This is a genomic window from Pseudoxanthomonas sp. SL93, from assembly GCF_026625825.1.
Taxonomy (GTDB): Bacteria; Pseudomonadota; Gammaproteobacteria; order Xanthomonadales; family Xanthomonadaceae; genus Pseudoxanthomonas_A.
On the sequence record NZ_CP113065.1, the window covers coordinates 2,970,208 to 2,995,221 of the forward strand.

Below are 25,014 nucleotides of genomic sequence, written 5' to 3' on the forward strand. Positions count from 1 at the left end.
GCAGGATGATGGCCCGACGGCACAAAGAAGAACGGCGCCCGTGGGCGCCGTTCCTGCTTCCATCGCCAGGCGTGGATCAACCGCCCGGCGTGATCTCCGGCATCGGCATGGCGTCCACCGGCACGGTCGGGTCGGTCTCGTCCTGCAGGTATTCCGGCAACTTTTCGTCCGGCGTGCCCTGCCTGCTGTCGCCTTCGATCTGGTAGTTGCGGCGCGCCAGCCACGAGTCGCGGACCAGCGCGTAGTCGTCGACCGCACCCTCGCGCAGCGTGTCCAGCGACAGCAGCTGCGACCGCGTGTCCACCAGGTTCAGGCCCTGCAGCAAGATGCGCGTGCGGTCGTTCTCGATCTGCCGTACCGGGCTGAGCGGCATGTCGCCCGCCAGTCCCAGCACGTCGCGCACGGTGCGCGGGCCGAAGAACGGCAGCTCCACATAGCGCGAGCGTCGCCAGCCCCAGACACCCAGCGTCTGCCCGAAATCCTCGCTGCGGCGCTTCATCTTCAGGTCGCTGGCGGGGTCGAAGATGCCGCCGATGCCCAGCGTGGAGTTGATGACGAACCGGCCCAGGGTCTGCCCCGCGTCGCGCGGGCGTCCCTGCAGCAGCTGGTTGACCATGGTCAGCGGCTGCCGCAGGTTGTCGAAGAAGTTGCTCACGCCCAGCCGCACCGGTCGCGGCAGGACGCTGGTGTAGGCGCGGGCCAACGGCCGGGCGATCGCGCGATCCACCGCGTTGTTGAACGCATGCACCTTGCGGTTGAACTTTTCCCACGGGTCGTAGGACGGCGCGGTCTGGACGGCGGCCGGCAGGGTGGGGTCGGCGACGGGGTTGTACTCGTCCTGCCCGTAGATGGCGGCGAAATCGTCTTCGGCGGCGGTGCTGCCGGCAGGCGGTGGGGTCGCCATCGCGGCGTCGACGCTGGCGACGTCGATGGGCGGTTCGGAAGGCAACGCCGGCGTGGTCGCGCCATCGACAGCGGCGCTGTCGGAAGGCGCGCTTGCGGCAGGCGTGCCATCCACCACGACCTGGGCAGGCGGGACGTCGGCGGCGGATTTCGGCGCCGACGCGCAGGCCGAAGCCAGTGCGGCCAGCAGGACGACAATGCTGAGTCGGAACAGGTTCATCCCGCTTCCTTGGGTGTGGCGTGGGGGTGGGGTGGCGCTACGCCGGAAAATCCAGTTCCGGCGTCAAACGGTATGCGGCCTGCAGGTCGGCGAGACCGGCAGGGTGTCCTTCGAAACGGAGGGTGGTGCCGCTGGCGCGCGCACGCGCGGCCAGCTCGGACAACAATGCCAGCCCGGCACTGTCCACGGTAGTGACATTGGTCAGGACGATGCGTTGCACGCCCGCCAGCTGAGACGAGGCCTGCGGCCACAACGCCGCGGCCGCGGCGCGGTCCAGCGCACCCGTGAAGACCAGTGCGTCGGCGTCCCGGCCCAGCCGGGCGTCACTTGCCGCTGCCATTCCCGCCGACCTGCATCTTGCCGGTGCGCAACTCGGCGGCGACCTGCGGGATGGACTTCTGCCGCAGCGGCGCATCGAACTGATTGCGGAAGGTCTGCACGAACGACACGCCTTCGACCATCACGTCGAACACCTTCCACTGTCCACCGACCTGACGCACCAGGTAGTCCACCGGGATCGGGTCGCCGTCCGGGCGCAGCATCTCGCTGGCCACCTTCACGCCGCGGCCGCCGGGCAACGCCGTCTCGGACTTCACGCGCACGCGCAGCTTGGTGTTGAAGTCCAGCAGCGCCGAGCCGTAGCGCGACATCAGGCTGTCGCCCAAGGCATCCGCGAACAGCTTGATGTCGCCCTCGGCGGCACCGCGCGCGTGCACGCCCAGCACCAGCCGGGCCGCGTAGTCGCGGTCGAACAGGGTGTTGAATTCGCTGTTCACGTACTGCTTCAGCGCGGCCGGGTTGCCCTTGAACTCGGCGCGACGCTTCTCCAGCGTGGTGAGGATGCGGGTGCTGCTGCTCAGCACCAGCTGGCTGGCGGCGCTGGGCGCGGGCTTGGTGGCCGTGGCCGCCTGGGCGAACACCGTGGCCGGTGCCGCGGCGAGCAGGGCCGAGGACAGCACGACGGTCAGGAGGGAGCGCTTCATCGAAATCTTCATGGCTGGGGTTCTTCCGTAGCAGGGGGGGCGGCGGATTCACCGCTGGTCGGGGCATCGCCCGCGGGCGCGGCACTGGCACCACCGGTGCCGCCGCTGAACATGTATTTGCCGGCCAGCTGCAGCAGGTCCACGGCAGGCTGGGTGAAGGCGATCTCGTCGCCGGGCTTCAACGGTTCCGGATCACCGCCGGGCGACAGGCCGATGTAGTTCTCGCCCAGCAGGCCACTGGTGAAGATGCCCGCGGCGGTGTCGCCGGGCAGGTCCTTGAACTTCTCGTCGATGGACAGGGTGACCACGGAGTCGAACTTGACCGGGTCCAGCTGAATGTCGGCCACCTGCCCGATCACCACGCCGCCGATCTTGACCGGGGCCTGCTTGCGCAGCTGGCCCAGGTTGGTGAAGCGCGCGGTCAGCTCATAGCTGCCGCCGCCCACGCCGAAGCGCTTGTTGGTGGAGGCCAGTGCCAGCACCAGCAGGGACGCCAGCGCCAGCAGCAGGAAGGCGCCGACGGCGAACTCGAGACGGGGTCCACGGACGGACATGGGTCAGCTCCTGAAAAGCAATGCAGACATTACGAAATTGAACATGAGCACCAGCAGCGAGGCGTTCACCACCGCACGGGTGGTGGCCACGGAAGTGCCCTCGATGGTCGGCTCGGCGTGGAAGCCCACGTAGGCCGCGACCAGGGCGGCCGTACCGCCGAAGACCGCCGACTTCAGCAATGCCACGCCGAAGTCGTCCCAGAAATCCACGCTGTTCTGCAGCGCGGACCAGAACGTGCCGTTGTCCAGGCCGAGCACGTGCACGGCCTCGAAATAACTCGCGCTGATCGCCAGCGAGCAGAAGAAGCCGGTCAGCAGCGGCACCGTCAGCACCGCCGCCCAGAAGCGCGGCGCCACGGCCTTGGCCACCGGATCGATGGCCATCAGCTCCAGCGCCTTGATCTGGTCGGTGGCGCGCATCAGGCCCAGCTCGGCGGCGATGGAACTGCCGGCGCGGCCGATGAACAGCAGCGCGGTCAGCACCGGGCCCAGCTCGCGGTACAGCGACAGGCCCAGCAGCGTGGACAGCGCGTCGCTGGCGCCGAACGTGGTCAGCGTGCGGTAGCCCTGCAGCGTCAGCACCAGGCCCACGAACGCGCCGCCCACGGCGATGATCGGCAGCGAGCGGCCGCCGATCTTGTAGATCTCGCGGGTCAGCTCGGCGAAGAAGTCGCGGGTCGGCTTGGAGGCGCGGAACACCGACAGCGAGAACAGGCCGGCGCGGCCCAGCGAACGGGTGGCGGCGACGAAGGGCATCAGGCGGCCTCCCCGCGCTTGACCGTATCGAATGCGATCGGGCCGTCCGGCTCGCCGCGCAGGAACTGCTTCACCAGCGGGTCGGATGTCGCTTCCAGTTCCGCCGGCGTGCCGGAGAACACCAGCCCGCCGTTGGCGATCACCACCGCCTGGTCGGCGATCGGCAGGGTTTCGTGCACATGGTGGGTCACGATGATGCTGGTCAGCCCCAGGGTGTCGTTGAGGCGCTGGATCAGGCTCATGATCACGCCGCTGGCGATCGGGTCCAGCCCCGTCAGCGGTTCGTCGTAGATCATCAGCGGCGGGTCCAGCGCCAGCGCGCGGGCCAGTGCCACGCGGCGGGCCATGCCGCCGGACAGCTCGCGCGGGAAGGCATCGGCCGCGGCGCGCAGGCCGACCGCATTCAACTTGAAGTCGACCAGCCGGCGGATCAGTGCGTCGGGCAGCTTCGTGTGCGTGCGCAGCGGCAGCGCCACGTTGTCCGCCACGGTCAGGTCGGTCAGCAGGCCGTTGCCCTGCAGCAGCACGCCGATGCCCTTGCGCATCTCCAGCAGCGCACGGCTGCGGTGCGGTACCGGCTGGCCGAACACCTCCACCGTGCCGGCGGTCGGCGGCAGTTCCCCGGTCAGCGCCGCCAGCAGCGTCGACTTGCCGCTGCCCGACGGGCCCAGCACGGCGGTGATGCTGCCGGTGGGGACGGACAGGTCGATGCCGCGCAGGATCGTCCGGCCACCGCGATCCAGGCGGAGGTCGGACAGGCGCACGGCAGTGGCGGCGGCAGTCGTCATGGCGTCGTCGGCGGATCCGGTGGCAGGGAGGGACGCGGGATCCGGCAGGGGCCCCGCGTTAACGGAAAAACAACGGTGTAGCTTCGCGGCCGGCGGCTGAACATAAACCGTACCGCGCAGTTTGATTATTGTGGCATCGCACGGCGTCCTCGCGCACGGGCGTGCGCGGATCCGCCAGGCAGGCATGGAATCGTCGCAATCGACCGCGCCATCGGGACATGCTGGCTGGAACGCTTTAAGAAGGTCTTAAGCCACCGGCGGCGACGCCCCGTGTCTCGGCATTCGCGACGGCGCTGCGGCAAGATGGCGCGATGCCCGCCGACTTCACGTCCGACTTCCGCCTGTACCCGTCCAACGCCCTGGAGCTGCTGGCCGCGCTGCTGGCGGACGAACTGCGCCGGCCGGTGCCGGGCCAGGGCCTGCTGGCGCCGGACACCGTGCTCATTCCGCAGGTGGCCATGCGCCGCTGGCTGCAGGCCACGCTGGCGGCCCGCTACGGCATCGCCGCCAACCTGGAATTCCTCACCCCCGGCGAATTCGTCGCGCGCGCCTTGGACGCCAACCTGGGCAAGGCACCGGACGACCTGGACATGGCGGCGCTGCAGTGGCGCCTGTATGGCGAGCTGGGCCAGCCGGTGGTACGCGCGCATCCGGCGTTGGCGGCCATCGATGCCTGGCTGGACGATGGCGATCCCCTCAAGCCCTGGACGCTGGCGGGCGAACTGGCGGGCGTGTTCGAGAAGTACCAGGCCTGGCGTCGCGACTGGCTGTTGCGCTGGGAAGCCGGCGCGGACCCCGACGATCCGCAGGCCCGCCTGTGGCGCGCCGTCGCCGCCGGACGGCAGTACCGCGCGCGCCGCATCCACGATTACCTGACGCGCTTCGGCCGCGCCGACGGCCCCCTGCCGCAGGGCCTGCCCGGGCGGCTGCTGGTCTTCGCCACCCTCAACGTGTCGCCGGACGTGCTGCGCGTGCTGGCCACGCAGGCCCGCGTGGGCACGCTGCATTTCTATCTGCCCACGCCCGCACGCGGGTACTGGGGCGACCTGCAGACCCTGCGCGAACGCCGTGGCACTGGCGACAGCGACCTGTTCGCCGACGAGGTGCAGGAAAACCCGCTCCTGCAGGCTTGGGGCACGGCCGGCCGCGACTTCATGGCATTGCTCGGCGATTACGAAGTGGTGCACCCGCGCGCCGAGATCGACGTGTATGCCGATCCGCTGCCGGAGCAAGGTCCGGCCACGTTGCTGCGCCAGCTGCAGTCCGACCTGTTCCATCGCCGTGCGCCGGCAGTGCCACCGCCACGCGCGACCCTCGACCTGGCCGACCCCAGCCTGCAGGTGCATGCCTGCCACACACGCCTGCGCGAACTGCAGGTGCTGCACGACCAGCTGCGCGCGCTGCTGGACGACCCCCGCTTCGATCCTCCGCTGCAGCCGCGCGAGATCGCGGTGCTGGCGCCGGACATCGATCCGTACGTTCCCTACCTGGACACCGTGTTCGGCGGCGCCGGCCACGACGATGCGCTGCCGTGGGCGCTGGCCGACACCAGCCCGCTGGCCAGCGAACCGCTGGCGGAGGTGTTCCTGCGGCTGCTCGACCTGCCGGTCTCGCGATTCGGCCTGGACGAGATCCTCGATCTGCTGGCCAGCGCGCCCATCGCCGAGGTATCCGGGCTGGACGCCGACGCCATCACCCGCCTGCATGGCTGGCTGCGCGCGGCGGGCGCGCGCTGGGCCCTGGATGCCGCGCACCGCGCTGCCTCGGACGCACCGGACGACGACGCCTACACCTGGCAGTTCGCGCTGGACCGCCTGTTGCTGGGCCATGCCAGCGGCAGCGACGACGACATCGCCGGCGTTGCCCCCTGGCCCGAACTGGAAGGCGGCGCGCTGGATGCGCTCGACATGCTGGTGCGCCTGCTGCGCGAACTCGCCCGTCAGCGTCGTGCGCTCGGAGACGCGCAGACGCCTGCGCAGTGGCGCGAACGCCTGCTGCACCTGCTCGATGCCCTGTTGCCGGAACGCCCCGCCGCGCCGCGCGCGCAGCGTGCCCTCGACCGCCTGCGCACCCTGGTCGACCGGTTCGCCCGTGATGCGGAAGCGGCAGGCTTCACCGGCACCGTGCCTGCCGAGGTCGTGCGTGCGCATTTCGCCGATCTGCTGTCGCAGGCCGACACGCGCGCGCCGTTGCTCACCGGCGGCATCAGCATCGGCCGCATGGTGCCCATGCGCCTGCTGCCGTTCCGCGTGATCTGCCTGTTGGGCATGAACGACGGTGACTTCCCCCGGCGCGATCCCGCCGCCGGCCTCAACCGGCTCACCGCCGAACTCGGCACCGACCGCCGCCGGCCCGGCGACCGCTCCACCCGCGAGGACGACCGCTTCCTGTTCCTGCAGCTGTTCGCCGCGGCGCAGGACGTGTTCTACCTGAGCTACCTCGGCGCCGATCCGCGCGACGGCAGCGCGCGCGAGCCCTCCGTGCTGGTCAGCGAGCTGCTGGACGTGGCCGCGCAGTACCACGCTGATGCGGGCGCAAGGGACGCGCTCATCGTCCGCCACACACTGCAGCCGTTCGCGCCCGCGGCGTTCGGCGATGCCGACGAACCGCGCCGCTTCAGTTACCGCGCCGCATGGCGTCCGGCCGCCGACCGGCTGGGCGGTGTACGCCGTGCGCTGCCGCCGTGGCTGGCGGCGCCGCTGCCGGCCGCTGACGAATCCGAACCCGACGTGTCACTGGATACGCTGCGCCGCTTCTTCACCGATCCGCACGGCCGCTTCCTGAGCCAGCGGCTGGGTCTGCGCCTGCCGGAACCGGTCGAACAGACCGAGGATGTCGAACCGCTGGTGCTGCCCGGGCGCGGCCTTGAACGCATGCAGCTGCAGCAGGCGGTGGTGGAAGCGCTCGATGGCGGGCACGAGGCCGGCCTGCGGCAACGCCTGCGCGCACGCGCGCTGCTGCCGTCCGGTGCGCTGGGCGAACGCCAGTTCGAGGCGCTGCTTGCACAGGCGCGTCCGTTCGCGCAGGCACGCCGCGACTGGCTGGCGGGCGAAGCCACGATGTCCGACCGCTTCCAGGTGGACATCGACGGCCAGCAGCTGCACGGTCGCGTCGCCGACTTGCACCCGCGCGGCCTGGTGCGGTTGCGCGCCGATGCCGTCAACGGCAATGCCGCCCTGCGCTGGGGCCTGGACTGGCTGCTCGCCAACGCCGCCGGCGCGGGCGTTCCACTGGTGCAGTTCCATGACGGTGGGGACGGGCCGGGCCCCCATGTGATCGACGCGCTGGACCCAGCGCAGGCACGCGACGCGCTGCGCCAGCTGCTTGTGTTGTATGCCGACGGGCAACGCGAACCGCTGCCGTTCGCGCCCTATACCGGCTGGGACATCTGGAACGCGGAGCCCGGAAAGCGCCGCGCCGCCGGCTGGAAACGCTGGCATGGCGACGGCAACGGCGGCTGGGCCGAAGGCGATAGTGAAGCGATCCGCCTGGCGTGGCGCGGTCGCGATCCGTTCGCCAGCGACGTTGACTACGCCGCACTCGAGCACACCAGCCTGCACATCTACGATCTGGTGCGCCACGGCCGGCTGCGTGCGCACGACGCCACGGAGGGCGCCGCCGCATGAGCGCGCTCGTTCCGGAAAACGAACCCTATCTGACCCGTCCGCTGGACGGCGTGCAGCTGATCGAGGCCAGCGCCGGCACCGGCAAGACCTACACGCTGGCCACGCTGTTCACGCGCCTGATCGTAGAGCAGCGCCTGCGCATGGGCGAGGTGCTCGCCGTCACCTACACCGAAGCCGCCACGCAGGAACTGCGCAAGCGCATCCGCGAGCGGCTCTCGCTCGCGGCCGAGGTCATCGGCACGCCGGCGCGCGAGGAAGACCGCCACGACATCGCACTGACACGCTTCATCCTGCAGCGCCACCTGGCGTGCGGCGAGGAAACGGCGGCACAGCTTGCCCGACGCCTGCGCACCGCGGCGGAGGAAACCGATCTCGCCTCCATCTTCACCATCCACGGCTTCTGCGCGCGCGTGCTGCGCGAGCACGTGCTGGAAGGCGGGCAGGGCTTCGATGCCGGCGAGCTGCTCGGCAATGCGCGTGCGCTGTACGCGGAACTGGCGGCCGATCTCTGGCGCGTATACGCGGCCGATCCCGCGACCGTCGATGCGCTGGCCGGCCTGTGGAAGGATCCCGACGCGCTGGCCGAAGACCTGCCGGCGCTGTGTGGACCGCTGCCGCTGTATCCGCAGGCACGGGCCGAGCAGGATCCGGAACGCCACATCGCCGTACAGGCCACGCGTGCCGGTCGCGCTGCGCACCTGATCGACGCCATCGGCCTGCATCGCACAGACGCGCGCGCGGCCATCGCGGCGGCCTTCGACGGCAAGGTCTTCGACGGCCGCCGCGCCCGTCGCCCCAGTTTCGACAAGGCGCTCGACGAACTGCAGGCCGGCGTCGCACTCGCCGACTGGCCACGTACCGACAAGACGCACCTGCAGAAGCTGCTGCCGGATGCGCTGCGCGGTTTCGCCAAGGAAGGGCAGGAAGCCCGCGTGCCGGCATCCCCCCTGTTCGACGCGCTGCGCGACTGGTGCGAGGCCGACGATGCGTGGCAGCAGCAGCTGTTCCACCAGCGCGTCGCATTGCTGCACCACCTGCGCAGTGAATCACGCCGGCGCCTTGAAGCGCTCAAGCGCACCCGTCGCGTGCAGACCTACGACGACCTGATCGAACGCGTCGCCGGCGCACTGGACGACACGCAGGACGACACGCGCCGGCGTGCGCTGGTGGCACGGCTGCGCGCGCAGTACCGCGTCGCGCTGGTGGACGAGTTCCAGGACACCGATGTGCGCCAGTGGCAGATCTTCGCGCGCGTGTTCGGCGACTCCGACGATGTGCGCGCCCTCGGCGAGGTGCCGGCGCTGTTCCTGATCGGCGATCCCAAACAGGCCATCTACGGGTTCCGCGGCGGCGACGTGGCGACCTACCTGCTCGCGCGGCGGGTGGCCGACGAAGCGCCTCGCCTGCGCCACAATTTCCGCTCGCGTCCCGCCGTGCTGCGCGCCCTGCAGGCGCTCTACGACGGCGCCGGCCAGGACGCGTTCGCGCACCCGGATATCCGGTTCGAGCCGGTGCAGGCCGGCGACACGCGCGCTGACGAGGACTACACGCGCGGTCCGCTGCGCGCGCCCGCGCTGACCTTGCGCCTGCTGCGCAGCGAGGACGGCCGGCCGCTCGACGCGGAGGCCTCGCGCGCGGCGGCCACCGCCGCCTGCGTGGCCGACATCCATCGCGTGCTGTCCGATGCGCGCGACGGCCACGCACGGATCCACGGCCAGCCGGTGCGCCCCGGCGACATCGCCGTGCTGGTGCGCAACCACAGGGACGCCACCCGCATGCAGCAGGCACTGGCGCGTGCCGGCGTGCCGGCGGTCGCGGCCGGGCGCCAGAGCCTGTTCGAAAGCAGCGAAGCGGCCGAACTGCGCACGCTGCTGCTCGCGCTGCTGCAGCCGTCCGACAGCGGCCGCCTGCGCGCCGCACTGTCCACCGTGCTGCTGGGCGAGGATGCCGACGCCATCGCCGCGCTGGACGAAGACGGCGACGTGCAGCGCCAGCACCAGGCCCGCCTGCTGCACTGGCGCGAGCGCTGGCAGCGCGGCGGCCCGTTCGCGCTGGTGTCGGAGCTGTGTGCCGGCCAGGCCGACCGCCTGCTGGGCCTGCTCGACGGCGAACGCCGCCTGACCAACTACCTGCAGCTGGCCGAACACCTGCAGGAAGCCGCCGCACGCACGCTCGGCCTGCATGGCCTGCTCGACTGGCTGCAGGCCCGCATCGCCAGTGCCGATCCGAACGACGATGCGCAGCTGCTGCGGCTGGAATCCGATGCACGCCGCGTGCAGATCGTCACCCTGCACAAGAGCAAGGGCCTGGAATACCCGCTGGTGTACCTGCCGTTCGCCGGCCTCGGCACGCCGCGCCCCGACCACGGCCGCTATCGCGAAGTGCACGACGGCGACCGCCGCGTGCTGCACTGGAAGATCGACAAGGACGATCCGGCGTGGAAGGACGCCGGCGAAGCCCGGAAGCGCGATGCCCAGGCCGAAGACGCGCGCCTGCTGTACGTGGGCCTGACCCGCGCCGAGCACGCGCTGTGGATCGCCGCGGGCGATGTCGCCGACATGCCCAAGAGCCGCCTGGCGCCACTGTTGTCCGACCTTGCCGCGCTGACCGGGCACGCCGACCTGCAGATCGTCGAAGGCCCGCCCGAACCCCCGCCCCCGCGCCTGCCGGCCGAACATGACACCGCCATCGCGCCCGCGCGCATCGCCACGCGCCGCATCGCACCGGACTGGTGGGTCTACAGCTTCACCCAGCTGGCGCATGCCGAGGGCGGCGCCGATCCGCTGGCCGCCGCCACCCAGGCCGATCCCGGTGGCGAAGACGAAGCGCCCACCTCCGACGCCGACACCCCACCCGTCGACACCACCGCGCCGGTCGCCGCCGATCCGCGTTTCGCCGGCAGCCGCTTCGGCGTGGTGATGCATGCCGCGCTGGAAAACGCCGACTTCGCCGCCTGGCGCGACTGGCAGCCCGGCGCTCCCGCGCCCGCACGGCAGGCCGATGTCATCGTCGACGCGCTGCTTGAAGGCGGCTACGCCGACGCCGACATCGACGATGGCCTGGCCGTGCTGGTGCCGCTGGTGGGGCAGACGCTGTGCACCGCGTTGCCGGAAGGCGTGCGCCTGGCCGATCTTCCGCCCGATGCGCGCCGTGCCGAAATCGAATTCCACTTCGCCATGCAGCCCACCGGCGTACCGGCCCTGCTCGCGCTGCTGCACCACCACGGCCTGCTGCGCGCGCGCACCGCCTTCGGCACGCGGCCGCGGCTGGAAGGCCTGATGACCGGCCTGATCGATCTGACGTACTGCAGCGATGGCCGCTGGTACGTGCTCGACTACAAGTCCAACCAGCTGCCCGCCTACGACGCGGCCGCGATGCAGCAGGCGATGGCACACAGCGAATACGACCTGCAGGCGCTCATCTACACGCTGGCCCTGCACCGCTGGCTGCGCTTCCGCCTGGGCGACGCCTACGACTACGCGCGCGACTTCGGTGGCATCCGCTATCTGTTCTGCCGCGGCCTGGACATGGCACGACAGCCGTCGCCCGGCGTGCACGCGCAACGCTTCGCGCCGGAACTCGTGCACGCGCTCGATGCGCTGTTCGCCGGTGGCAGTGAAGGCACGCAATCCGGTGCACGGCCATGAGCACCCTGACCCTGCTCAACGACCTGTGGCTTGCCGGCCAGCTCCGCACGCTCGACCACGCGCTCGCACAGAGCCTGCGCCGGCTGGACCGCGACACGCCGGACGCCGTGCTCGCCGCGGCCGCGCTCGCGTCGCTGGCCGTCTCCAAGGGCCACGCCGGTGTGTGGCTGGCCGACCCGCAGCCGCTGCTCGACGGCGACGCCGTGATCGCCTGGCCGCCGGCGGACGCGTGGCAGGCGCAGCTCGCCGCCTCGCGCTGGGTCGCCACGCCGGACCATGCCGGCGACAGCGCCGACCCGCATGCGCCGCTGGTGCTGGAAGGCGGCCTGCTGTACCTGCGCCGTTACCGCGAATACGAACGCGCGCTGGCGCAGGGCCTGCAGCGGATCGCCGCGCAGCCGGTGCCGGCAACAGGCATCGAAGCCCTCGCACTGCTGTTCGCCACGCTGTTCCCGCACGCCACGCACGACGATCACCAGGCCCGCGCCGCCGCGCTCGCACTTCGCCACGCGCTGCTGCTGGTCACCGGTGGCCCCGGCACCGGCAAGACCACCACCACCGCGCGCCTGCTGGTGCTGCTGGCCGCACAGGCGCAGCAGGCCGGCATCCCACCGCCTCGCATCGCGCTGGCCGCGCCCACCGGCCGCGCCGCCGAACGCATGGCCGAAAGCGTGCGCCACGCCGTGCAGGCGCTGGCCGCTAGCGGCATCCCCGCGGACCTGCTGGCATCGCTGCCCACCACCGGCACCACGCTGCACCGTCTGCTCGGCACCGTTCCAGATTCGCCCCGCTTCCGCCATCACGCGGACAATCCGCTGCCGTTCGACGTGGTGGTGGTCGACGAAGCCTCCATGATCGACCTGCCACTGATGGCCAAGCTGGTCGATGCCGTCGCCGACGGCACGCGACTGGTGCTGCTGGGCGATCCCGACCAGCTGCCGTCGGTGGAAGCTGGCGACGTGCTGGCCGCCATCCTCGCGGCCGCGGGCGAAGGCGACCGCCTCGCCAGCGACGATGCCGCGGCGCTGTTTCCGCTGCTGGGCGATCTTCCAGACCGTCATCCCGGCGAACGCGAGTGTCCAGCGCCTTTACCCACGGAAATCGCAGCCCCCCAAGTCCACGACACCCCCGCGTTCGCCGGTGTCCGCGTGCACCTGCAGCGCGGCTGGCGCCAGAGCGAAGCACTGCAGCTGGCACCACTGGCGGCGGCGGTGCGCGAGGGCGATGCCGATACCGCGCTGTCGCTGCTGCGCGGCGGGTCGCTGTCCAACGTGCACTTCCACGAAAACCTCGCCGATCCGTTGCAGGCGCAGGGCGAAACACTGCTGGCGCATTGGCGCGCGCTGGGCCACGCATCGTCGCCGGCCGAGGCGCTGGCACTGTCCACGCGGCTGCGCATCCTCACCGCCGTGCGCGAAGGCCCGCAGGGCGCGCGCACGTTGAACGCGCGCATCGAGCGACTGCTGGCGGACAGCGGCGCCACTGGCCCGCAGCGCGCCGGCCCCGGGCATTTCCATGGCCAGCTGATCATCGTCACCGAGAACAGCTACCGGCACCGCCTGTTCAACGGCGACATCGGCCTTTGCCTGCGCGATGGGCAGGGCGCGCTGGTGGCCTGGTTCCCCGGCGACGATCCCGCACAACCGCGCGCGTTCCATCCGGCGGCATTGCCGGCGCACGAGTCCGCGTTCGCCATGACGGTGCACAAGGCGCAGGGTTCTGAATTCGACACGGTCTGGCTGCTGCTGCCCGCCCGCGGCAACCGCGTGCTGTCGCGGGAACTGGTCTACACCGGCATCACCCGCGCGCGGCGGGAGCTGCATGTGGCCGGCAGCGAGGCGGTGATCCGCGAAGCACTGGCGCGGCATGCGAGTCGCTGGTCCGGGTTGGGGTGGCGGTTGGGCTCTCGACACGCAAGGCGATGACCGCCTCCGACCCCGAGCGGCTATCCCCTGAGCGCACGCCATGCACGCTGCTGGGTCCGCTCATGCATCGGCTTGTCAGTCGCGTCAGTGGTTGACCTTGAGCTTTGGCTCTTGGCGCAACCTTCCGTGCAAACGGCGGTGAACCCGTACAGCTTGATCCTTGCTGCTGACGTCAGGCGTGGGCGGCGGGCACGTTGCCGTGCCCGCCGTCGGACGTTCTCAGAAGTCCCAGCGGCCGGTGATCGACAGCGGAACCGAGACGCGGCTGCCGGTGTCGTTGATGGCGGCCAGGCCGAGCCCGGCGATCGCGGAATCGTCGTCGGACAGATCGTCGATGTAGTTCACCCCTGCGGCCAGCCTCATGCTGAAGCGCTCGGTGAACGCGATCTGCGCACCGGCCTCGAGCCCGCCGCTCAGCGCCCAGCCCTTCTCGTAGAACGGCGCATCCGGAATCGTGATCGCGGCGTCGGGAATCTCGAAGGTGGCCCGGATGACGTCGGTTTCGGTGGCACCCAGTCGCGCCGCGACGAACGGCCTTACCCGGTCGCCGTCGCCAAAGAAGTGCCGGTAACCCACCTCCCACGTGTACGCGTCATAGCTCGAGAATTCGCCGAAGACGTCAAGTTCGGTATCGAGCGCCGGCACGTAGGCGGCACCGACGCGGACGCGACCCTCATCGGCGCTGGTCTCCTTGGCCTGGAGGAAGACTTCGCTCCGGTCACTCAGTCCATAGCCTACTTCCAGGCCATAAGACTTAGCGTTGCCGTAGATCTGATCGTGGCTGCGGGAGCGGATGCGCAACTCCGCGCTGACGCCTGCCAGTGCGGGATTCAACGGGCCGAGATCCGGCACCGGCGCCACGGCACCGGAGTGGACGTCGCCGCTGACCGGAAAGTCGACGCCGCCGAACACCGACATCGAGAATTTTCCCTGCTCGGGACCTGCCGCGAATGCCGGTCCTGCCGCCATCAGCAAGGCAGCGCCAAGAAGTTTGATCTGCATATACCTCTCCCATCAGAACCGGTGACGCCTACCCAGCGTAGGCAAGTGGTCTACGCAAGGGGGATGGAAGCGGATGCAACGAGACGAAGAACGTAAGCGCTCTTTCAGAGCTCATCACGCCGCGTCCACGTTGCTGTACGCATTTGCCCTCCGTCGGCAATGCCACGCTGGGCCGGGCCGCGGATCCGTCCTGGAAGATCAGGACATGGCAGGCGCGTCAGGGGTGGCCTCTCTGCTCAGGATCACCCTTGCGTCGGCACTGAACCACGCCGCCTGGCTTCAAGCGGAGCGGTGCTTGAAAGTTGAGGGATAGAGATGCGTTTGCTCAGGCAGGGCCATGCAACATGCCGGGGCGTCTGCTTCCGATCCGAAGCAGTCGTCGCATCTAAGGGCTTCCTCCTCAGCAGAACAATGATCGAGATGCTAAAGCGGGTGCAGCTTATCCATCGAAGGACGCTAGGATTGGGCATGGTCCGGACGCCTTAGCGGTGCACTGCCGGGCGAGCTTTTGCAGGTAATCCCGCGCCCGCTCCATCTCCACGATCTGTTTGTCGAGCTTGGCAATCCTGGCCAAGGCCAGTTCGCGCGCTCGTTGCCGATCCTGTCCTGAGTCGAGCGAGAGCAACTCCCGGATTTCTTCGAGTGTGAACCCGGCTCGTTGCGCCATGCGAACGAATCGCAGGCGGCGGACATCCGCTGCGTCGTAGTGACGGATGCCGTCGCCTTTCTCTGGCGAATTGAGGAGTCCCTTGCGCTGGTAGAAGCGGATGGTCTCCACGCCGACACCACCCGCTTCGGCGTACTTCTTGATCGACAGGTTCATAAGCTTGACTCCGTACTATGGTACGGACTTTAGGATAGCCGCCACTCGAGAACAAGTTCCCGCTGGAGGAAACCATGAATGCTCCAAGCCAACCGCACCGCAAGCGCGCAACGCTTTATCGAATGGTGATGGAGCAGCATGTCTGCCCATACGGCCTGAAAGCCAAGGATCTGCTGCGCCGCCAAGGTTTCGACGTCGACGACCGCTGGCTGACCACGCGCGAGGCGGTCGATGCCTTCAAGGCCGAGCATCAGGTGACGACCACCCCGCAAACTTTCATCGATGGCGAGCGCATCGGCGGCTACGACGACCTGCGCCGCCATTTCGGCAAGCCCGTGGCCGATCCCAAGGCGACGAGTTATCTGCCAGTGATCACACTGTTCGGCATGACCTTGCTGATGGCGCTTGCTGCGAGCCATGCGGTCCACGGCACGCCCTTTACACAGCGCGCCGGCGAATGGTTCATCGGTTTCAGCATGGCCGTTCTGGCGCTGCTCAAGCTACAGAACGTCGAATCCTTCGCAACGATGTTCCTGAACTACGATCTGCTCGCAAAACGCTGGGTGCCTTATTCATACCTCTATCCCTTCGCCGAGGGACTGGCGGGTCTTCTAATGATCGCCGGGGCGCTGACCTGGCTCTCGGTGCCAGTCGCGCTGTTCATCGGCACGGTCGGCGCAGTTTCGGTGTTCAAGGCGGTGTACATCGACCGCCGCGAACTGAAGTGCGCCTGCGTGGGCGGGGCGAGCAACGTGCCGCTTGGCCTCGTATCGCTGACCGAAAACCTGATGATGGTCGCCATGGCGCTCTGGATGGCGTTGGGCGCACTCAGCTTGCTGCCCGCCTGGGCACATGCGGTGTAGTTGCCAGAACGTCTGCTTCTGGCCGGAAGCCGACATAGCCTCAGCTCTGCGGAAACCGCACTCAGCGTGGCGTCAGGAGATCCAGCAGGAACGGAACGCTGAAGGGTTTTCTCAACAACATGGTGCCGGCAGGCAGATCCTGCATGTCCTCCTTGCGATGACCTGACACCACGCAAACCGTGGCGCCAGGATGCACGTTGCGCGCTTCCTGTACGACCTTGGCGCCGCTGACGCCCAGCATGTCGTAGTCGGTGACCACGCAGTCGTAACGTCCCCGCTGCAGCAGTTCCAGTGCCACGGTCGCGGTGGGCGCCTGGGTGACGGAATGGCCGGCATTGCCAAGGGCTTCGGCAACGATCTCGCGATGCTTGGCGTCGTCGTCGACGTAAAGGATGGTCAGGTTTGTCATGGCCGAACTTTGCCGCAGTGCCACGCGAAGTCGGCGTGAACGCTGAGGCACAACGAGGCGTGTGAAGGAGCGCACCTCGTATAGACTGCGCCGGTGGCTTGCAGGCGGCCTGGGTCTCGGCCCACATGCGCCCGCCCCGAGCCTGTCCGCCCCGAGGAAGAATTCGATGCCACATCGATCCGCCGACATTACGCCGGATACGCTGGACAGCGAGCGCGTCCGCGTTGCGCTGGCGGCCGGCGCCATCATCGGAACCTGGTTCTGGGACGTGAGGTCCGACACCGTCACGGTGGACCCCGCGCTGGAGCAGACCTTCGGTTTTGAACCGACAGGCGGACGCTGGAAGTTGCAGGATCTGATCCAGTCCGTCCACCCCGATGATCAGCCCGGTCTCGAAGCGGCCATCCGGAACGCGATGTCGTGCGGCGGACAGTATGTCCATCAGTATCGGACCCGGCGCGGAGCCAACGAGTGGCGCTGGGTCGAAGCGCGGGGATGGGTCCATCTGGATGCGAGCGGCGCGGCCATCAGCTTCCCTGGCGTACTGATCGACGTCAGCGAAAAGCGGCGTGTCGAAGAAGCCCGGGACCGGGCGGAGAGCATGCTCAACACGTTCGTGGAGGCCGTGCCCGGCGTCGTCTACGCGAAGGACCGGCAGGGTCGACTGCTGATCGGCAATCGCGGAACCACGGATCTGATCGGCAGACCACCCGAAGAGTATCTCGGTCGCACGGACGCCGAATTGCTCGACAACCCGGTACAGGCCGCGGCCATCATGGCAGCGGACGCACGCATCATGGCGTCAGGCCAGATCGAGCAGTTGGAAGAGGAGGTGAACTATCCCGACGGTAAAAGGGCCTTCTGGCTGTCGACGAAGGCGCCGCTGCGTGACGCGCAGGGACAGGTCGTAGGGCTGATCGGTGCCTCGCTCGACATCACCGACAGGAAAGCCGTCGAAGCCAGTCATCGTGAAATCGAAGAGCGCTACCGCCTTGCTGCACTCGCCACCAGCGACGCCATCTGGGATTGGCGGTTGGCTGATGGCCATGTGGTCTGGAACGAGGCGCTTGGCACACTGTTCGGCCACGACCGGCTGGAGAGCACTGCGCAGTGGTGGTTGGACCACATCCATCCCGATGACCGCGTTCGGGTCGGCGACAGCATCCATGCGGTGATCGATCACGCCGGACAAGCCTGGTCAGCGGAATACCGTTTCCGCCGGGCAGATGGCGGGTACGCCGACATCCTGGATCGCGGTACGGTGTTGCGCGGGCCTGACGGTGAACCCATTCGGATGATCGGGGCGATGCTCGACCTGAGTGTTCGGAAAGCGGCCCAAGCCGCCCTGGCGGAGAGCGAAGAACGCCTACGGCTGGCGACGGAAGCGTCCGACATCGGCTTCTGGGACGTGGATCTGGTCAACGACCTGCTCATCTGGCCTGCGCGGACGAAAGCCATGTTCGGTATCTCCCCGCATGTGCCTTGCTCGATGGCGGACTTCTACGCCGGCCTGCATCCGGAAGACCTGCAGAAGACCAGTGTGGCGTTCGCGGCTGCGGCCGACCCCGGGAAGCGTGCGCTCTACGATGTGGAGTACCGCACGATCGGCAAGGAAGACGGCGTCACACGCTGGGTCGCCGCCAAGGGCCGGGGCCTGTTTGATGGGAACCGCTGTACGCGAGTCGTGGGTGTCGCCATTGATGTCACCGCACGAAAGGCCGCGGAAACGCAGCTCAGGGAGCTCAACGAGCGCCTCGAGAGCCGCGTCGCTGAAGAGGTCGCCGAGCGTACACGCGTGGAAGATGCGCTTCGGCAGAGCCAGAAAATGGAGGCTGTCGGCCAGCTGACCGGCGGTATCGCGCACGATTTCAACAACATGCTGGCCGCGATCGTTGGCCCGCTCGACCTGTTGGTGGGCCGGCTGGATGCGGAGGATGCCCGCGCCAGGCGCTACGTGGACATTGCCATGGACGCGGCGCGCCGTGCCGCGCAGCTCACCCAAAGGTTGCTCGCATTCTCGCGCCAACAGCCGTTGCAGCCCGAATCGCTGGATGCGAACAAGCTTGTCGCAGGCATGTCGGACCTGCTGAGCCACTCGCTGGGTCGTGACGTGCGCCTCGAGACCGTGCTGGCAGGCGGTCTCTGGAGGATCCATGCCGATCCCAACCAGCTTGAGCACGTCATTCTCAACCTGGCGGTGAATGCACGCGATGCGATGCCAGGCGGTGGGCGCGTCACCGTGGAAACCGCCAACTGCCACCTTGACCATGGGTACACGGAGGGTCATCCGGGCATCGCACCGGGACAGTACGTCCTCATCGCGGTGTCCGACACGGGCGCTGGCATGCCGGCCGACGTCATCGCGAAGGCATTCGATCCGTTCTTCACGACGAAGGAAGTGGGGCGGGGGACCGGCCTGGGCCTGTCCCAGGTCTACGGTTTCGTGAAGCAGTCCGGCGGACACGTGAAGATCTATTCCGAAGTCGGCAGTGGTACCACGGTGAAGGTATATCTGCCACGCCAGCTCGGCGCAGATGCGCTGCCGGACATCACGGCCAGCGTGAATCCGGTTCCCCGCGGCGAGCTCCAGGAGGTCATCCTGGTCGTGGAGGACGAACCGGCAGTGCGGCAGTTCTCCGTGGAAGCGCTGACGGAACTGGGGTACCACGTTTTCTCCGCTGACAGTGCGGCGGCGGCGCTACGCATCCTCGAAGCCGAACCCTCCATCAGCCTGCTGTTCACCGACGTGGTGATGCCGGAAACAAACGGACGCAAGCTGGCCGACGAAGCCTGCAGGCGCTGGCCGAACCTGAGGGTGCTCTTCACCACCGGCTACAGCCGCAACGCCGTCGTCCACAACGGCGTGCTGGACCCTGGCGTCAACCTGATCGGAAAGCCTTTCACGCTTCAGGAGCTTGCTTCGCGCGTGCGCGAAGTGCTGGAAATGCCCGCGAAGAAAGACCTTCCCTAGTAAGTTGGGGTTTTGTCAGGCGATGTCCGCTTCCGCGATTAACTGAACCGATCGGCGAGACAATGTGTCGATGCCGTCCTGACAGCGCTTGGTAGTTGGCCGGATTGCATGACCGTCAGTTGATTCGAGAAACCACGGCACATCAGGTAATGGACCGCGTGAATCTTCTTTCATTCAGTACGTAAGTCTTGAGGGTGATGCGGCCATGCTGTCCTCCCATGCGCGCCCAAGGCGACGTGGCTTTCCGGCTGAATCCCGGGGACGGATGGGCGTCGGGCCGGCGCCCGCTAAGGCAGCCTCTTCTGGATGTACCGACGCGTCTGCTGGGCTCACCGCCTGAAGCCGCGGCCGACCTGTACAGGCACTCACTTCGGCGGGGCGATGACGGGCGCATCGTCGCCGGCCGCTTCCGACCGAAGCGGACATCGACTCAGTCCCTGCTTATCGCGGTCATCCGCTGACCGATTGAGCTCTGAGCGCCAGCTCCGACTGCTTTATGTCTGCGATCGGACCAAGAATGGCGTTGTCGAACTCGCGTAGCGGCAATCCTCTCTGAAGCAATCGCGGCATGTCCGGATTGACCAGCGCGCCGCGCCCCATGGCGACGATATCGGCACCGGCGTGGAGTGCAGCGCTCGCGCGGCCCTGTTCGTGCAGACTGCCGTTGACGATCAACGGCACTGCCGGTGCATGGCGCTTGGCCAGGTTCGCGAGTGTGGCCGTATTTCCTTCAAATGCGGGTTGCCATGCCTGGAACTCGGTGACGTGCAGGAAATCAACGCCAGCATCGGCGAGCGCCTCGAACACGACCTTGGCATCGCCCTCGCCACCGCCCCACTTCGCGTGGAAGTCGTTGACCTTGCCCTGTGAAATGCGGATGCCCACCGGCGCTCGGCCGGCCACGGCTTCCTTCACGCGCTGGACGACCGCCACCAGCAGCCTCGTACGCTCATTCACACCGCCCCCCCAATGGTCGGTGCGCTGGTTGGTGTCGGCGGTCAGGAACTGATCGAGCAGGTAGCCGTTGGCGCCGTGAATCTCGATGGCATCAAAGCCGGCGATTTCCACCGCGCGTCGGGCGCTCTGTGCGAAACCCGCGATGGCGTCCTCGATCTCTTCCTCGGTGATCTGCCGTGGCAGGGCATAGGCTCCCTGGCCGTAGTAGAACGCCATCTGTTGCCCCTTTGGCTGGATGGCCGAGGGTGCGACAGCATGGTCACGGAAGCGGTTGCCCTGGCGCAGTGCGCCGGCATGCATCAGCTGGGCGACCATCCGGGCGCCGTTCGCTTGAACGACGGCCGTGATGGGCGCCCAGGCACGGGCCTGGCGGTCATCAGCGAGGCCCGGCTGGTTGAGGTAGCCCTGCGCGAACGCGGTGTCGGTGTAGAGGCCTTCGCTGATCACCAGGCCGAAGCCACCCTTCGCGAAACCTTCGTAGTAGCGCGCCATCGCCTCGGTAGGGAAGCCATCCGGGGTCGCGGTGACGCGGGTCATCGGCGCTACGGCCAGGCGGTTGCGTAACGTGAGCTGGCCGAGCATATGAGGGGCCAGCAGCGCCTCCGCGTTGGGCGCGGTCTGCGGGGGGCGGTCAAGGACGCTCATGCCGGCGCCTTTCCCTGGGTGACCGCGGCAATCGCCTCGACCTCGATCATGGCCTTGGGGTCATACAGGGCCTTGATCTCGGCGATGGTGTCCGCCGGATACGGCGCGGAGAAGAACTCGCGCCGCAACTGCACCACGTCCTGGAAGTGCCCCATATCGGTGACGAAAATGGTGACCTTGATGACGTCATGCAGGCTCGAGCCGCCAGCCTCCAGTGCACGCGACAGATTGGCGAAGGCCTGGCGGCCCTGGGTCAGGAAGTCGCGGGAGACGATCTTCCCGTCCAGGCCCCCGGCGGCCTGGCCGGAGATGAAGAGCAGGTCGCCGAATCGGATGCCCTGGGAAAGCAGGTACGGGGCGTAGTGGTCGGGGTCGGTGGTGATGCGTTCGCGCATGGTCGGTTCCTTGGTGGCTGCTATCCGGGTGATGTGGATTCATCACTATCCCGGGGGCATGCATCTTGATCCGCGGAAAATATGCCGACAAACGATCATTCATCACGCGATAGATGATATTCATGCATCCATGACATCGCCTGCCCGCCGCCTGCCGCCCCTGTCCACGCTGCGCGCCTTCGAGGCGGCGGCGCGCCATGGCAGCTTCAAGCAGGCGGCGGCCGAGCTTGCGGTCACGCCCACGGCGGTGAGCCATCGGATCCGGGCGCTCGAGGACCATCTCGGGGTTCGGCTGTTCGATCGCCAGGTGAGGCAGGTATCGCTCACCCCTGCCGGTCTGCAGCTGTACCCGGTGCTCCAGCAGGGCTTTGACATGTTCGATGTCGCCATCCGCCGGCTGATGACGCCGGCCGAGCGCGAACGAGTCACCATTTCCGCGACCAATGCGTTCGTCGCGAAGTGGCTGGTGCCCCGCGTGGCGAGCTTCCGTGCCGAGCATCCGGACATCGATCTGCAGCTGCACGCCTCGGACGCCGTGGTGGACTTGGCAAGCCATGCATTCGACATCGCCATCCGCTACGGCAGGGGACCCTATCCCGGTAACCGCAGCGACGTCCTCTTCGCAGACACCTATATCCCGGTGATCAATCCGATGCTCCAGGTGCGCTCGTACCAGGACATGGCGGCGTACCCGCTGATTCATTTCGACTGGCAGAAAGCGTCCCCGGACAACCCAACCTGGACGAAGTGGCATGCAGAAGCCGGGATCGCGCTTCCCACGACCCAGGCTGAGTTGCGCTATTCCGATGAGAGCCATGCGATCCAAGCGGCGGTAGCGGGACAGGGCATCGCGCTGTTGAGCCAAGCACTTGTAGCCGATGAAATCGCCGCCGCGCGACTGATACAGCCTTTCGGGCCTGCGATTTCCGGTTACACCTATCACTTGGTGACGCGAGAGCAAAGCAGCCCCGGCGCCGCAGTGACCGCAGTGATGGATTGGCTTCGCCACTGCGTGCCGACGGAGCGATAGATTCAAATCCTGGCGACTGCTTCGGGCCGACCGCGGACATGCGGACAGCGCGCGCATGGGGCGGGGTGAGCGCAACGAACCCCAGCAACGCGGCGACCTGGTTGTCCCGATGCCGGGGTTCGCAGGCTGATCCACCTGTCGTGCTCACCCCGCTCACACCATTCCCGGTGGGCACTACCCGCCACCCTTCACTCCCCGCCCGGCCGCTTCCCCGAGACCACCCACGCCGTCAGCGTGCGGAACGCCTCGCCGATCTGCTGCGGTGAAAAGCCGCAATGCCCTTCGCCCGCATCGGGCAGCACCCGCGGTGCGATGACGCCCTCGCCCGGGCGTACCAGGCCCGCGTAGATCGCCTGCCACCGCGGCGTGATGGTCGGGTCGCCCGCGTTGTACTGGATGACCAGCGGCTTGCGCAGCTGCCCGTTCAGCGCCGGCGCGGTCGCCGCATAGGCCATCGCCGCCGCATCGCCCGCATGGCGCGGTGCGGCGGCGTTGAACGCCGCGTCATCGCCCAGCCCCACATACACCGTACGCGTGTTGTCCACCGGCATGCCGCCCGCACGGCGGCGCACGTCGTTGAACACCAGCGCATGCAGGCTGACGATGCCGGGCACGGCCTCGACCGGCACCTGCAGGTGCCTGGCCAGCGTCGCGGCGGCGTCCGCGTTGCCGGGCAGGGCGGCGGCGACGGCGTTCATGACCTCCATCTGGCCCAGTGCGGTTGCCCCCGGGCCGGACAGCCCGCCATCCGGCACCCCCGCCGCGCCGGGGAACAGGGTGTCGAACGCCACCAGCGTGGTGAACAGTTCTTCCGCCAGCACCGCGCCCGGCACGTTGGCGCCGCACAGCGACAGCGCGCCGTCGTACTGCGCCGGCTGCTGCTCGAGACTGGCCACCGCGATGCCGCCACCCATCGAGAAACCGACCAGCCAGCTGCGCCGCGGCAGGCCATGGCGCTGGACGAAATGCGCGCGCAGGCGCTCGGTGTCGGCGATGCCGTCGCGTACCGCCCAGCCCTGCGTGGCGAACCCGCTCTGCGCCACCGCGTACCCCTGCGACAGGAACACCGGCGTGGCCTCGTTCGCCGGCCACGGCGACGTGCGTGGCACACCGACCGGCTCGAAGCCGTGCACCAGCATGACCAGTTCGCCATTCCAGTCGGCGGGGATATCGATGCGGTACGGCGCGGCGGCCAGCGTGCCGGTGTCTTCCACCGGCGATGACACCGCCGTCGACGCGTCGATGGCGTGGGCCGGCGGCAACGCCAGCAACAGCGCGAATGGCAGGCAGGTCAGCAGGCGGTGCAGACGCATGAAGGAACTCCTTGTCGAAACGGTGCGGCCCGCGCCGTCACCACATCAGGTCGTCGGGTACCTGGAACTGCGCGTAGTACGCATCGTCTTCGGAAGTGGCGGCCTCGGTCCCGGTGCCCTGGCCGTGGTCGAGCACGATCATGCCGGCGTCGCGTTCGCGCACCTTGTCCGCGGCCACGCGCGGCAGCAGTTCGTAGCGGTCGTCCACCTGCACGATCACCAGCGCGCCGGCCGACAGCTTCCTGCGCAGGTCGTCGTTGACCAGCACGGTGCGGATGGCGCCGTGGGCGGTGAAGCGGTACTCGACCTCGCCCGTGCGCGGCACCTTGCGGTCTTCGATGATCTGCCGCGCCTGCGCGCGAAGTTCCGCGGCGCGTGCCTGCGCCTTGCGTTCGGCTTCGATGGCGCGGTCGCGTTCGGCCTTCTCGGCGCGTACCCGCTCGGCCTCGCGCTGGATCTCGTTGGGCGCGGCCGGTCCCTTGCCGTGGCGCGCCTTGTTCTGCTCGCGCGCGACTTCGGCCAGCTTGGACTTCTTGACCAGGCCGGCCTTGAGCAGTTGTTCCTGGAGCGGATTTCCCTTGGCCATGGCGCGGTGTCGTGCAGGAGGTTTACGGTCCATCATACCCGCCGTCCCCCCCGGTCACCTGCCGCCCCGCCCACGATGGATGCGCTGAAGTACCTCACCGGTTACCCGCCCGACCTGCAGGCGCGCGTGCGCGCGCTGATCGCGCAGGACCGGCTGGGCCCGATGCTGGCCGACAAATACGGCCAGCGCCACACCGTGCGCAGCGACGGCCAGCTGTACGACTACGTGCAGGCGCTCAAGGACCGGCACCTGCGGCGCGCGGTGCCGCTGGGCAAGGTGGTCTACGACAGCACGCTGCAGGTGATGAAGCACGCGCTGGGCACGCACACGGCCATCTCGCGCGTGCACGGTGGCCGGCTGAAGGCCAGCCGCGAGATCCGCATCGCCACCGTCTTCCGCGATGCACCGGCCGACTTCCTGGAGATGATCGTGGTGCACGAACTGGCACACCTGAAGGAAGCCGAACACAACAAGGCCTTCTACCAGCTGTGCACGCACATGGCGCCGGACTACCACCAGCTGGAGTTCGACCTGCGTCTTTACCTGACCCACCTGGAGATGGAGGCGGGCAGGTAGCGCGTGCCGCCTGCGTCCGCGGCGCGCAGGTGGACCGGATGA

At 68.4% G+C, this 25,014-nt stretch carries 20 protein-coding genes; 7 read left to right on the forward strand and 13 right to left on the reverse strand.

What is annotated here, in order from left to right; all coding sequences use genetic code 11:
- Window positions 1-76: 76 nt before the first annotated feature.
- The 6 genes from OVA13_RS13920 to OVA13_RS13945 are packed head-to-tail and all read right to left on the reverse strand — an operon-like array spanning window position 77 to window position 4,204.
- Entirely contained in the window at window positions 77-1,123 is a 1,047-nt protein-coding gene (locus OVA13_RS13920; RefSeq protein ID WP_267791065.1) for an MlaA family lipoprotein, read from the reverse strand.
- 37 nt (window positions 1,124-1,160) lie between these two features.
- Complete coding sequence (locus tag OVA13_RS13925; RefSeq protein ID WP_267791066.1) at window positions 1,161-1,463, reverse strand: STAS domain-containing protein; 303 nt, start codon at window positions 1,461-1,463, stop codon at window positions 1,161-1,163.
- Complete coding sequence (locus OVA13_RS13930; RefSeq protein WP_267791067.1) at window positions 1,447-2,106, reverse strand: MlaC/ttg2D family ABC transporter substrate-binding protein; 660 nt, start codon at window positions 2,104-2,106, stop codon at window positions 1,447-1,449. Before OVA13_RS13930 ends, OVA13_RS13925 begins: the two co-directional genes overlap by 17 nt.
- Window positions 2,107-2,114: 8 nt before the next feature.
- Window positions 2,115-2,660, reverse strand: coding sequence for an outer membrane lipid asymmetry maintenance protein MlaD (gene mlaD, locus OVA13_RS13935; protein WP_267791068.1), 546 nt, complete (start codon window positions 2,658-2,660; stop codon window positions 2,115-2,117).
- Between the two features lie 3 nt (window positions 2,661-2,663).
- Window positions 2,664-3,416, reverse strand: coding sequence for an MlaE family lipid ABC transporter permease subunit (locus tag OVA13_RS13940; RefSeq protein ID WP_055938560.1), 753 nt, complete (start codon window positions 3,414-3,416; stop codon window positions 2,664-2,666).
- The gene (locus OVA13_RS13945) at window positions 3,416-4,204 is read right to left on the reverse strand and encodes an ABC transporter ATP-binding protein (protein WP_267791069.1); all 789 of its coding nucleotides are present in this window, start codon (window positions 4,202-4,204) and stop codon (window positions 3,416-3,418) included. The genes OVA13_RS13940 and OVA13_RS13945 overlap by 1 nt, the downstream gene beginning before the upstream one ends.
- A gap of 311 nt (window positions 4,205-4,515) precedes the next feature.
- On the opposite strand from OVA13_RS13945, the gene recC reads away from it, so the two are divergent.
- From recC to recD, 3 genes are read left to right on the forward strand one after another with little or no spacing between them, the layout of a single operon-like run.
- Window positions 4,516-7,830, forward strand: a complete 3,315-nt coding sequence (recC, locus tag OVA13_RS13950; protein ID WP_267791070.1) for an exodeoxyribonuclease V subunit gamma — start codon at window positions 4,516-4,518, stop codon at window positions 7,828-7,830.
- The gene (locus OVA13_RS13955) at window positions 7,827-11,477 is read left to right on the forward strand and encodes a UvrD-helicase domain-containing protein (RefSeq protein WP_267791071.1); all 3,651 of its coding nucleotides are present in this window, start codon (window positions 7,827-7,829) and stop codon (window positions 11,475-11,477) included. The genes recC and OVA13_RS13955 overlap by 4 nt, the downstream gene beginning before the upstream one ends.
- A gap of 5 nt (window positions 11,478-11,482) precedes the next feature.
- A complete protein-coding gene (recD, locus tag OVA13_RS13960; protein WP_267793538.1) occupies window positions 11,483-13,402 on the forward strand; it encodes an exodeoxyribonuclease V subunit alpha in 1,920 nt (639 codons plus the stop codon).
- Window positions 13,403-13,621: 219 nt separating this feature from the next.
- Here recD and OVA13_RS13965 read toward each other — a convergent pair whose 3' ends face one another.
- Window positions 13,622-14,404 carry an autotransporter outer membrane beta-barrel domain-containing protein gene (locus OVA13_RS13965; protein ID WP_324288215.1) on the reverse strand — a complete coding sequence of 261 codons (783 nt, stop codon included), beginning with the start codon at window positions 14,402-14,404 and terminating at the stop codon, window positions 13,622-13,624.
- 439 nt (window positions 14,405-14,843) lie between these two features.
- Entirely contained in the window at window positions 14,844-15,227 is a 384-nt protein-coding gene (locus tag OVA13_RS13970) for a MerR family transcriptional regulator (protein ID WP_267791073.1), read from the reverse strand.
- 74 nt (window positions 15,228-15,301) lie between these two features.
- Between OVA13_RS13970 and OVA13_RS13975 the strand changes: the two genes are divergently transcribed.
- Window positions 15,302-16,090 (forward strand): glutaredoxin family protein, encoded by a 789-nt coding sequence (locus OVA13_RS13975; RefSeq protein ID WP_267791074.1) that lies wholly within the window; start codon window positions 15,302-15,304, stop codon window positions 16,088-16,090.
- A gap of 61 nt (window positions 16,091-16,151) precedes the next feature.
- Here the strand turns inward: OVA13_RS13975 and OVA13_RS13980 are convergent, their stop codons facing one another.
- Window positions 16,152-16,499 (reverse strand): response regulator, encoded by a 348-nt coding sequence (locus tag OVA13_RS13980; RefSeq protein ID WP_267791075.1) that lies wholly within the window; start codon window positions 16,497-16,499, stop codon window positions 16,152-16,154.
- 166 nt (window positions 16,500-16,665) lie between these two features.
- On the opposite strand from OVA13_RS13980, the gene OVA13_RS13985 reads away from it, so the two are divergent.
- Entirely contained in the window at window positions 16,666-19,470 is a 2,805-nt protein-coding gene (locus OVA13_RS13985) for a PAS domain-containing hybrid sensor histidine kinase/response regulator (protein WP_267791076.1), read from the forward strand.
- Between the two features lie 450 nt (window positions 19,471-19,920).
- Here the strand turns inward: OVA13_RS13985 and OVA13_RS13990 are convergent, their stop codons facing one another.
- Both OVA13_RS13990 and OVA13_RS13995 read right to left on the reverse strand, forming a co-directional pair.
- Window positions 19,921-21,072: an NADH:flavin oxidoreductase gene (locus OVA13_RS13990; RefSeq protein ID WP_267791077.1), complete on the reverse strand. Its 1,152-nt coding sequence runs from the start codon at window positions 21,070-21,072 to the stop codon at window positions 19,921-19,923.
- Window positions 21,069-21,467 (reverse strand): RidA family protein, encoded by a 399-nt coding sequence (locus OVA13_RS13995; protein ID WP_267791078.1) that lies wholly within the window; start codon window positions 21,465-21,467, stop codon window positions 21,069-21,071. Before OVA13_RS13995 ends, OVA13_RS13990 begins: the two co-directional genes overlap by 4 nt.
- Between OVA13_RS13995 and OVA13_RS14000 the strand changes: the two genes are divergently transcribed.
- Complete coding sequence (locus OVA13_RS14000; RefSeq protein ID WP_267791079.1) at window positions 21,466-22,497, forward strand: LysR substrate-binding domain-containing protein; 1,032 nt, start codon at window positions 21,466-21,468, stop codon at window positions 22,495-22,497. The genes OVA13_RS13995 and OVA13_RS14000 overlap by 2 nt on opposite strands.
- 188 nt (window positions 22,498-22,685) lie before the next feature.
- Here OVA13_RS14000 and OVA13_RS14005 read toward each other — a convergent pair whose 3' ends face one another.
- Both OVA13_RS14005 and OVA13_RS14010 read right to left on the reverse strand, forming a co-directional pair.
- Complete coding sequence (locus OVA13_RS14005; RefSeq protein ID WP_267791080.1) at window positions 22,686-23,810, reverse strand: alpha/beta hydrolase family protein; 1,125 nt, start codon at window positions 23,808-23,810, stop codon at window positions 22,686-22,688.
- A gap of 37 nt (window positions 23,811-23,847) precedes the next feature.
- Window positions 23,848-24,396: a DUF2058 domain-containing protein gene (locus tag OVA13_RS14010; protein ID WP_267791081.1), complete on the reverse strand. Its 549-nt coding sequence runs from the start codon at window positions 24,394-24,396 to the stop codon at window positions 23,848-23,850.
- 75 nt (window positions 24,397-24,471) lie between these two features.
- Between OVA13_RS14010 and OVA13_RS14015 the strand changes: the two genes are divergently transcribed.
- Entirely contained in the window at window positions 24,472-24,972 is a 501-nt protein-coding gene (locus OVA13_RS14015) for a M48 metallopeptidase family protein (RefSeq protein WP_267791082.1), read from the forward strand.
- Window positions 24,973-25,014 lie beyond the last annotated feature (42 nt).

Coding starts and splice junctions, on each gene's coding strand:
- OVA13_RS14000 (WP_267791079.1), top strand. CDS start 21,466: ATGGTCGGTTCCTTGGTGGCTGCTATCCGGGTGATGTGGATTCATCAC.
- OVA13_RS13975 (WP_267791074.1), top strand. CDS start 15,302: ATGAATGCTCCAAGCCAACCGCACCGCAAGCGCGCAACGCTTTATCGA.
- OVA13_RS13980 (WP_267791075.1), bottom strand. CDS start 16,499: ATGACAAACCTGACCATCCTTTACGTCGACGACGACGCCAAGCATCGC.
- OVA13_RS13940 (WP_055938560.1), bottom strand. CDS start 3,416: ATGCCCTTCGTCGCCGCCACCCGTTCGCTGGGCCGCGCCGGCCTGTTC.
- OVA13_RS14015 (WP_267791082.1), top strand. CDS start 24,472: ATGGATGCGCTGAAGTACCTCACCGGTTACCCGCCCGACCTGCAGGCG.
- OVA13_RS13930 (WP_267791067.1), bottom strand. CDS start 2,106: ATGAAGCGCTCCCTCCTGACCGTCGTGCTGTCCTCGGCCCTGCTCGCC.
- OVA13_RS13995 (WP_267791078.1), bottom strand. CDS start 21,467: ATGCGCGAACGCATCACCACCGACCCCGACCACTACGCCCCGTACCTG.
- OVA13_RS13955 (WP_267791071.1), top strand. CDS start 7,827: ATGAGCGCGCTCGTTCCGGAAAACGAACCCTATCTGACCCGTCCGCTG.
- OVA13_RS14010 (WP_267791081.1), bottom strand. CDS start 24,396: ATGGCCAAGGGAAATCCGCTCCAGGAACAACTGCTCAAGGCCGGCCTG.
- OVA13_RS13990 (WP_267791077.1), bottom strand. CDS start 21,072: ATGAGCGTCCTTGACCGCCCCCCGCAGACCGCGCCCAACGCGGAGGCG.
- OVA13_RS13920 (WP_267791065.1), bottom strand. CDS start 1,123: ATGAACCTGTTCCGACTCAGCATTGTCGTCCTGCTGGCCGCACTGGCT.
- OVA13_RS13945 (WP_267791069.1), bottom strand. CDS start 4,204: ATGACGACTGCCGCCGCCACTGCCGTGCGCCTGTCCGACCTCCGCCTG.
- recC (WP_267791070.1), top strand. CDS start 4,516: ATGCCCGCCGACTTCACGTCCGACTTCCGCCTGTACCCGTCCAACGCC.
- OVA13_RS13985 (WP_267791076.1), top strand. CDS start 16,666: ATGCCACATCGATCCGCCGACATTACGCCGGATACGCTGGACAGCGAG.
- OVA13_RS14005 (WP_267791080.1), bottom strand. CDS start 23,810: ATGCGTCTGCACCGCCTGCTGACCTGCCTGCCATTCGCGCTGTTGCTG.
- OVA13_RS13965 (WP_324288215.1), bottom strand. CDS start 14,404: ATGCAGATCAAACTTCTTGGCGCTGCCTTGCTGATGGCGGCAGGACCG.
- mlaD (WP_267791068.1), bottom strand. CDS start 2,660: ATGTCCGTCCGTGGACCCCGTCTCGAGTTCGCCGTCGGCGCCTTCCTG.
- OVA13_RS13925 (WP_267791066.1), bottom strand. CDS start 1,463: ATGGCAGCGGCAAGTGACGCCCGGCTGGGCCGGGACGCCGACGCACTG.
- OVA13_RS13970 (WP_267791073.1), bottom strand. CDS start 15,227: ATGAACCTGTCGATCAAGAAGTACGCCGAAGCGGGTGGTGTCGGCGTG.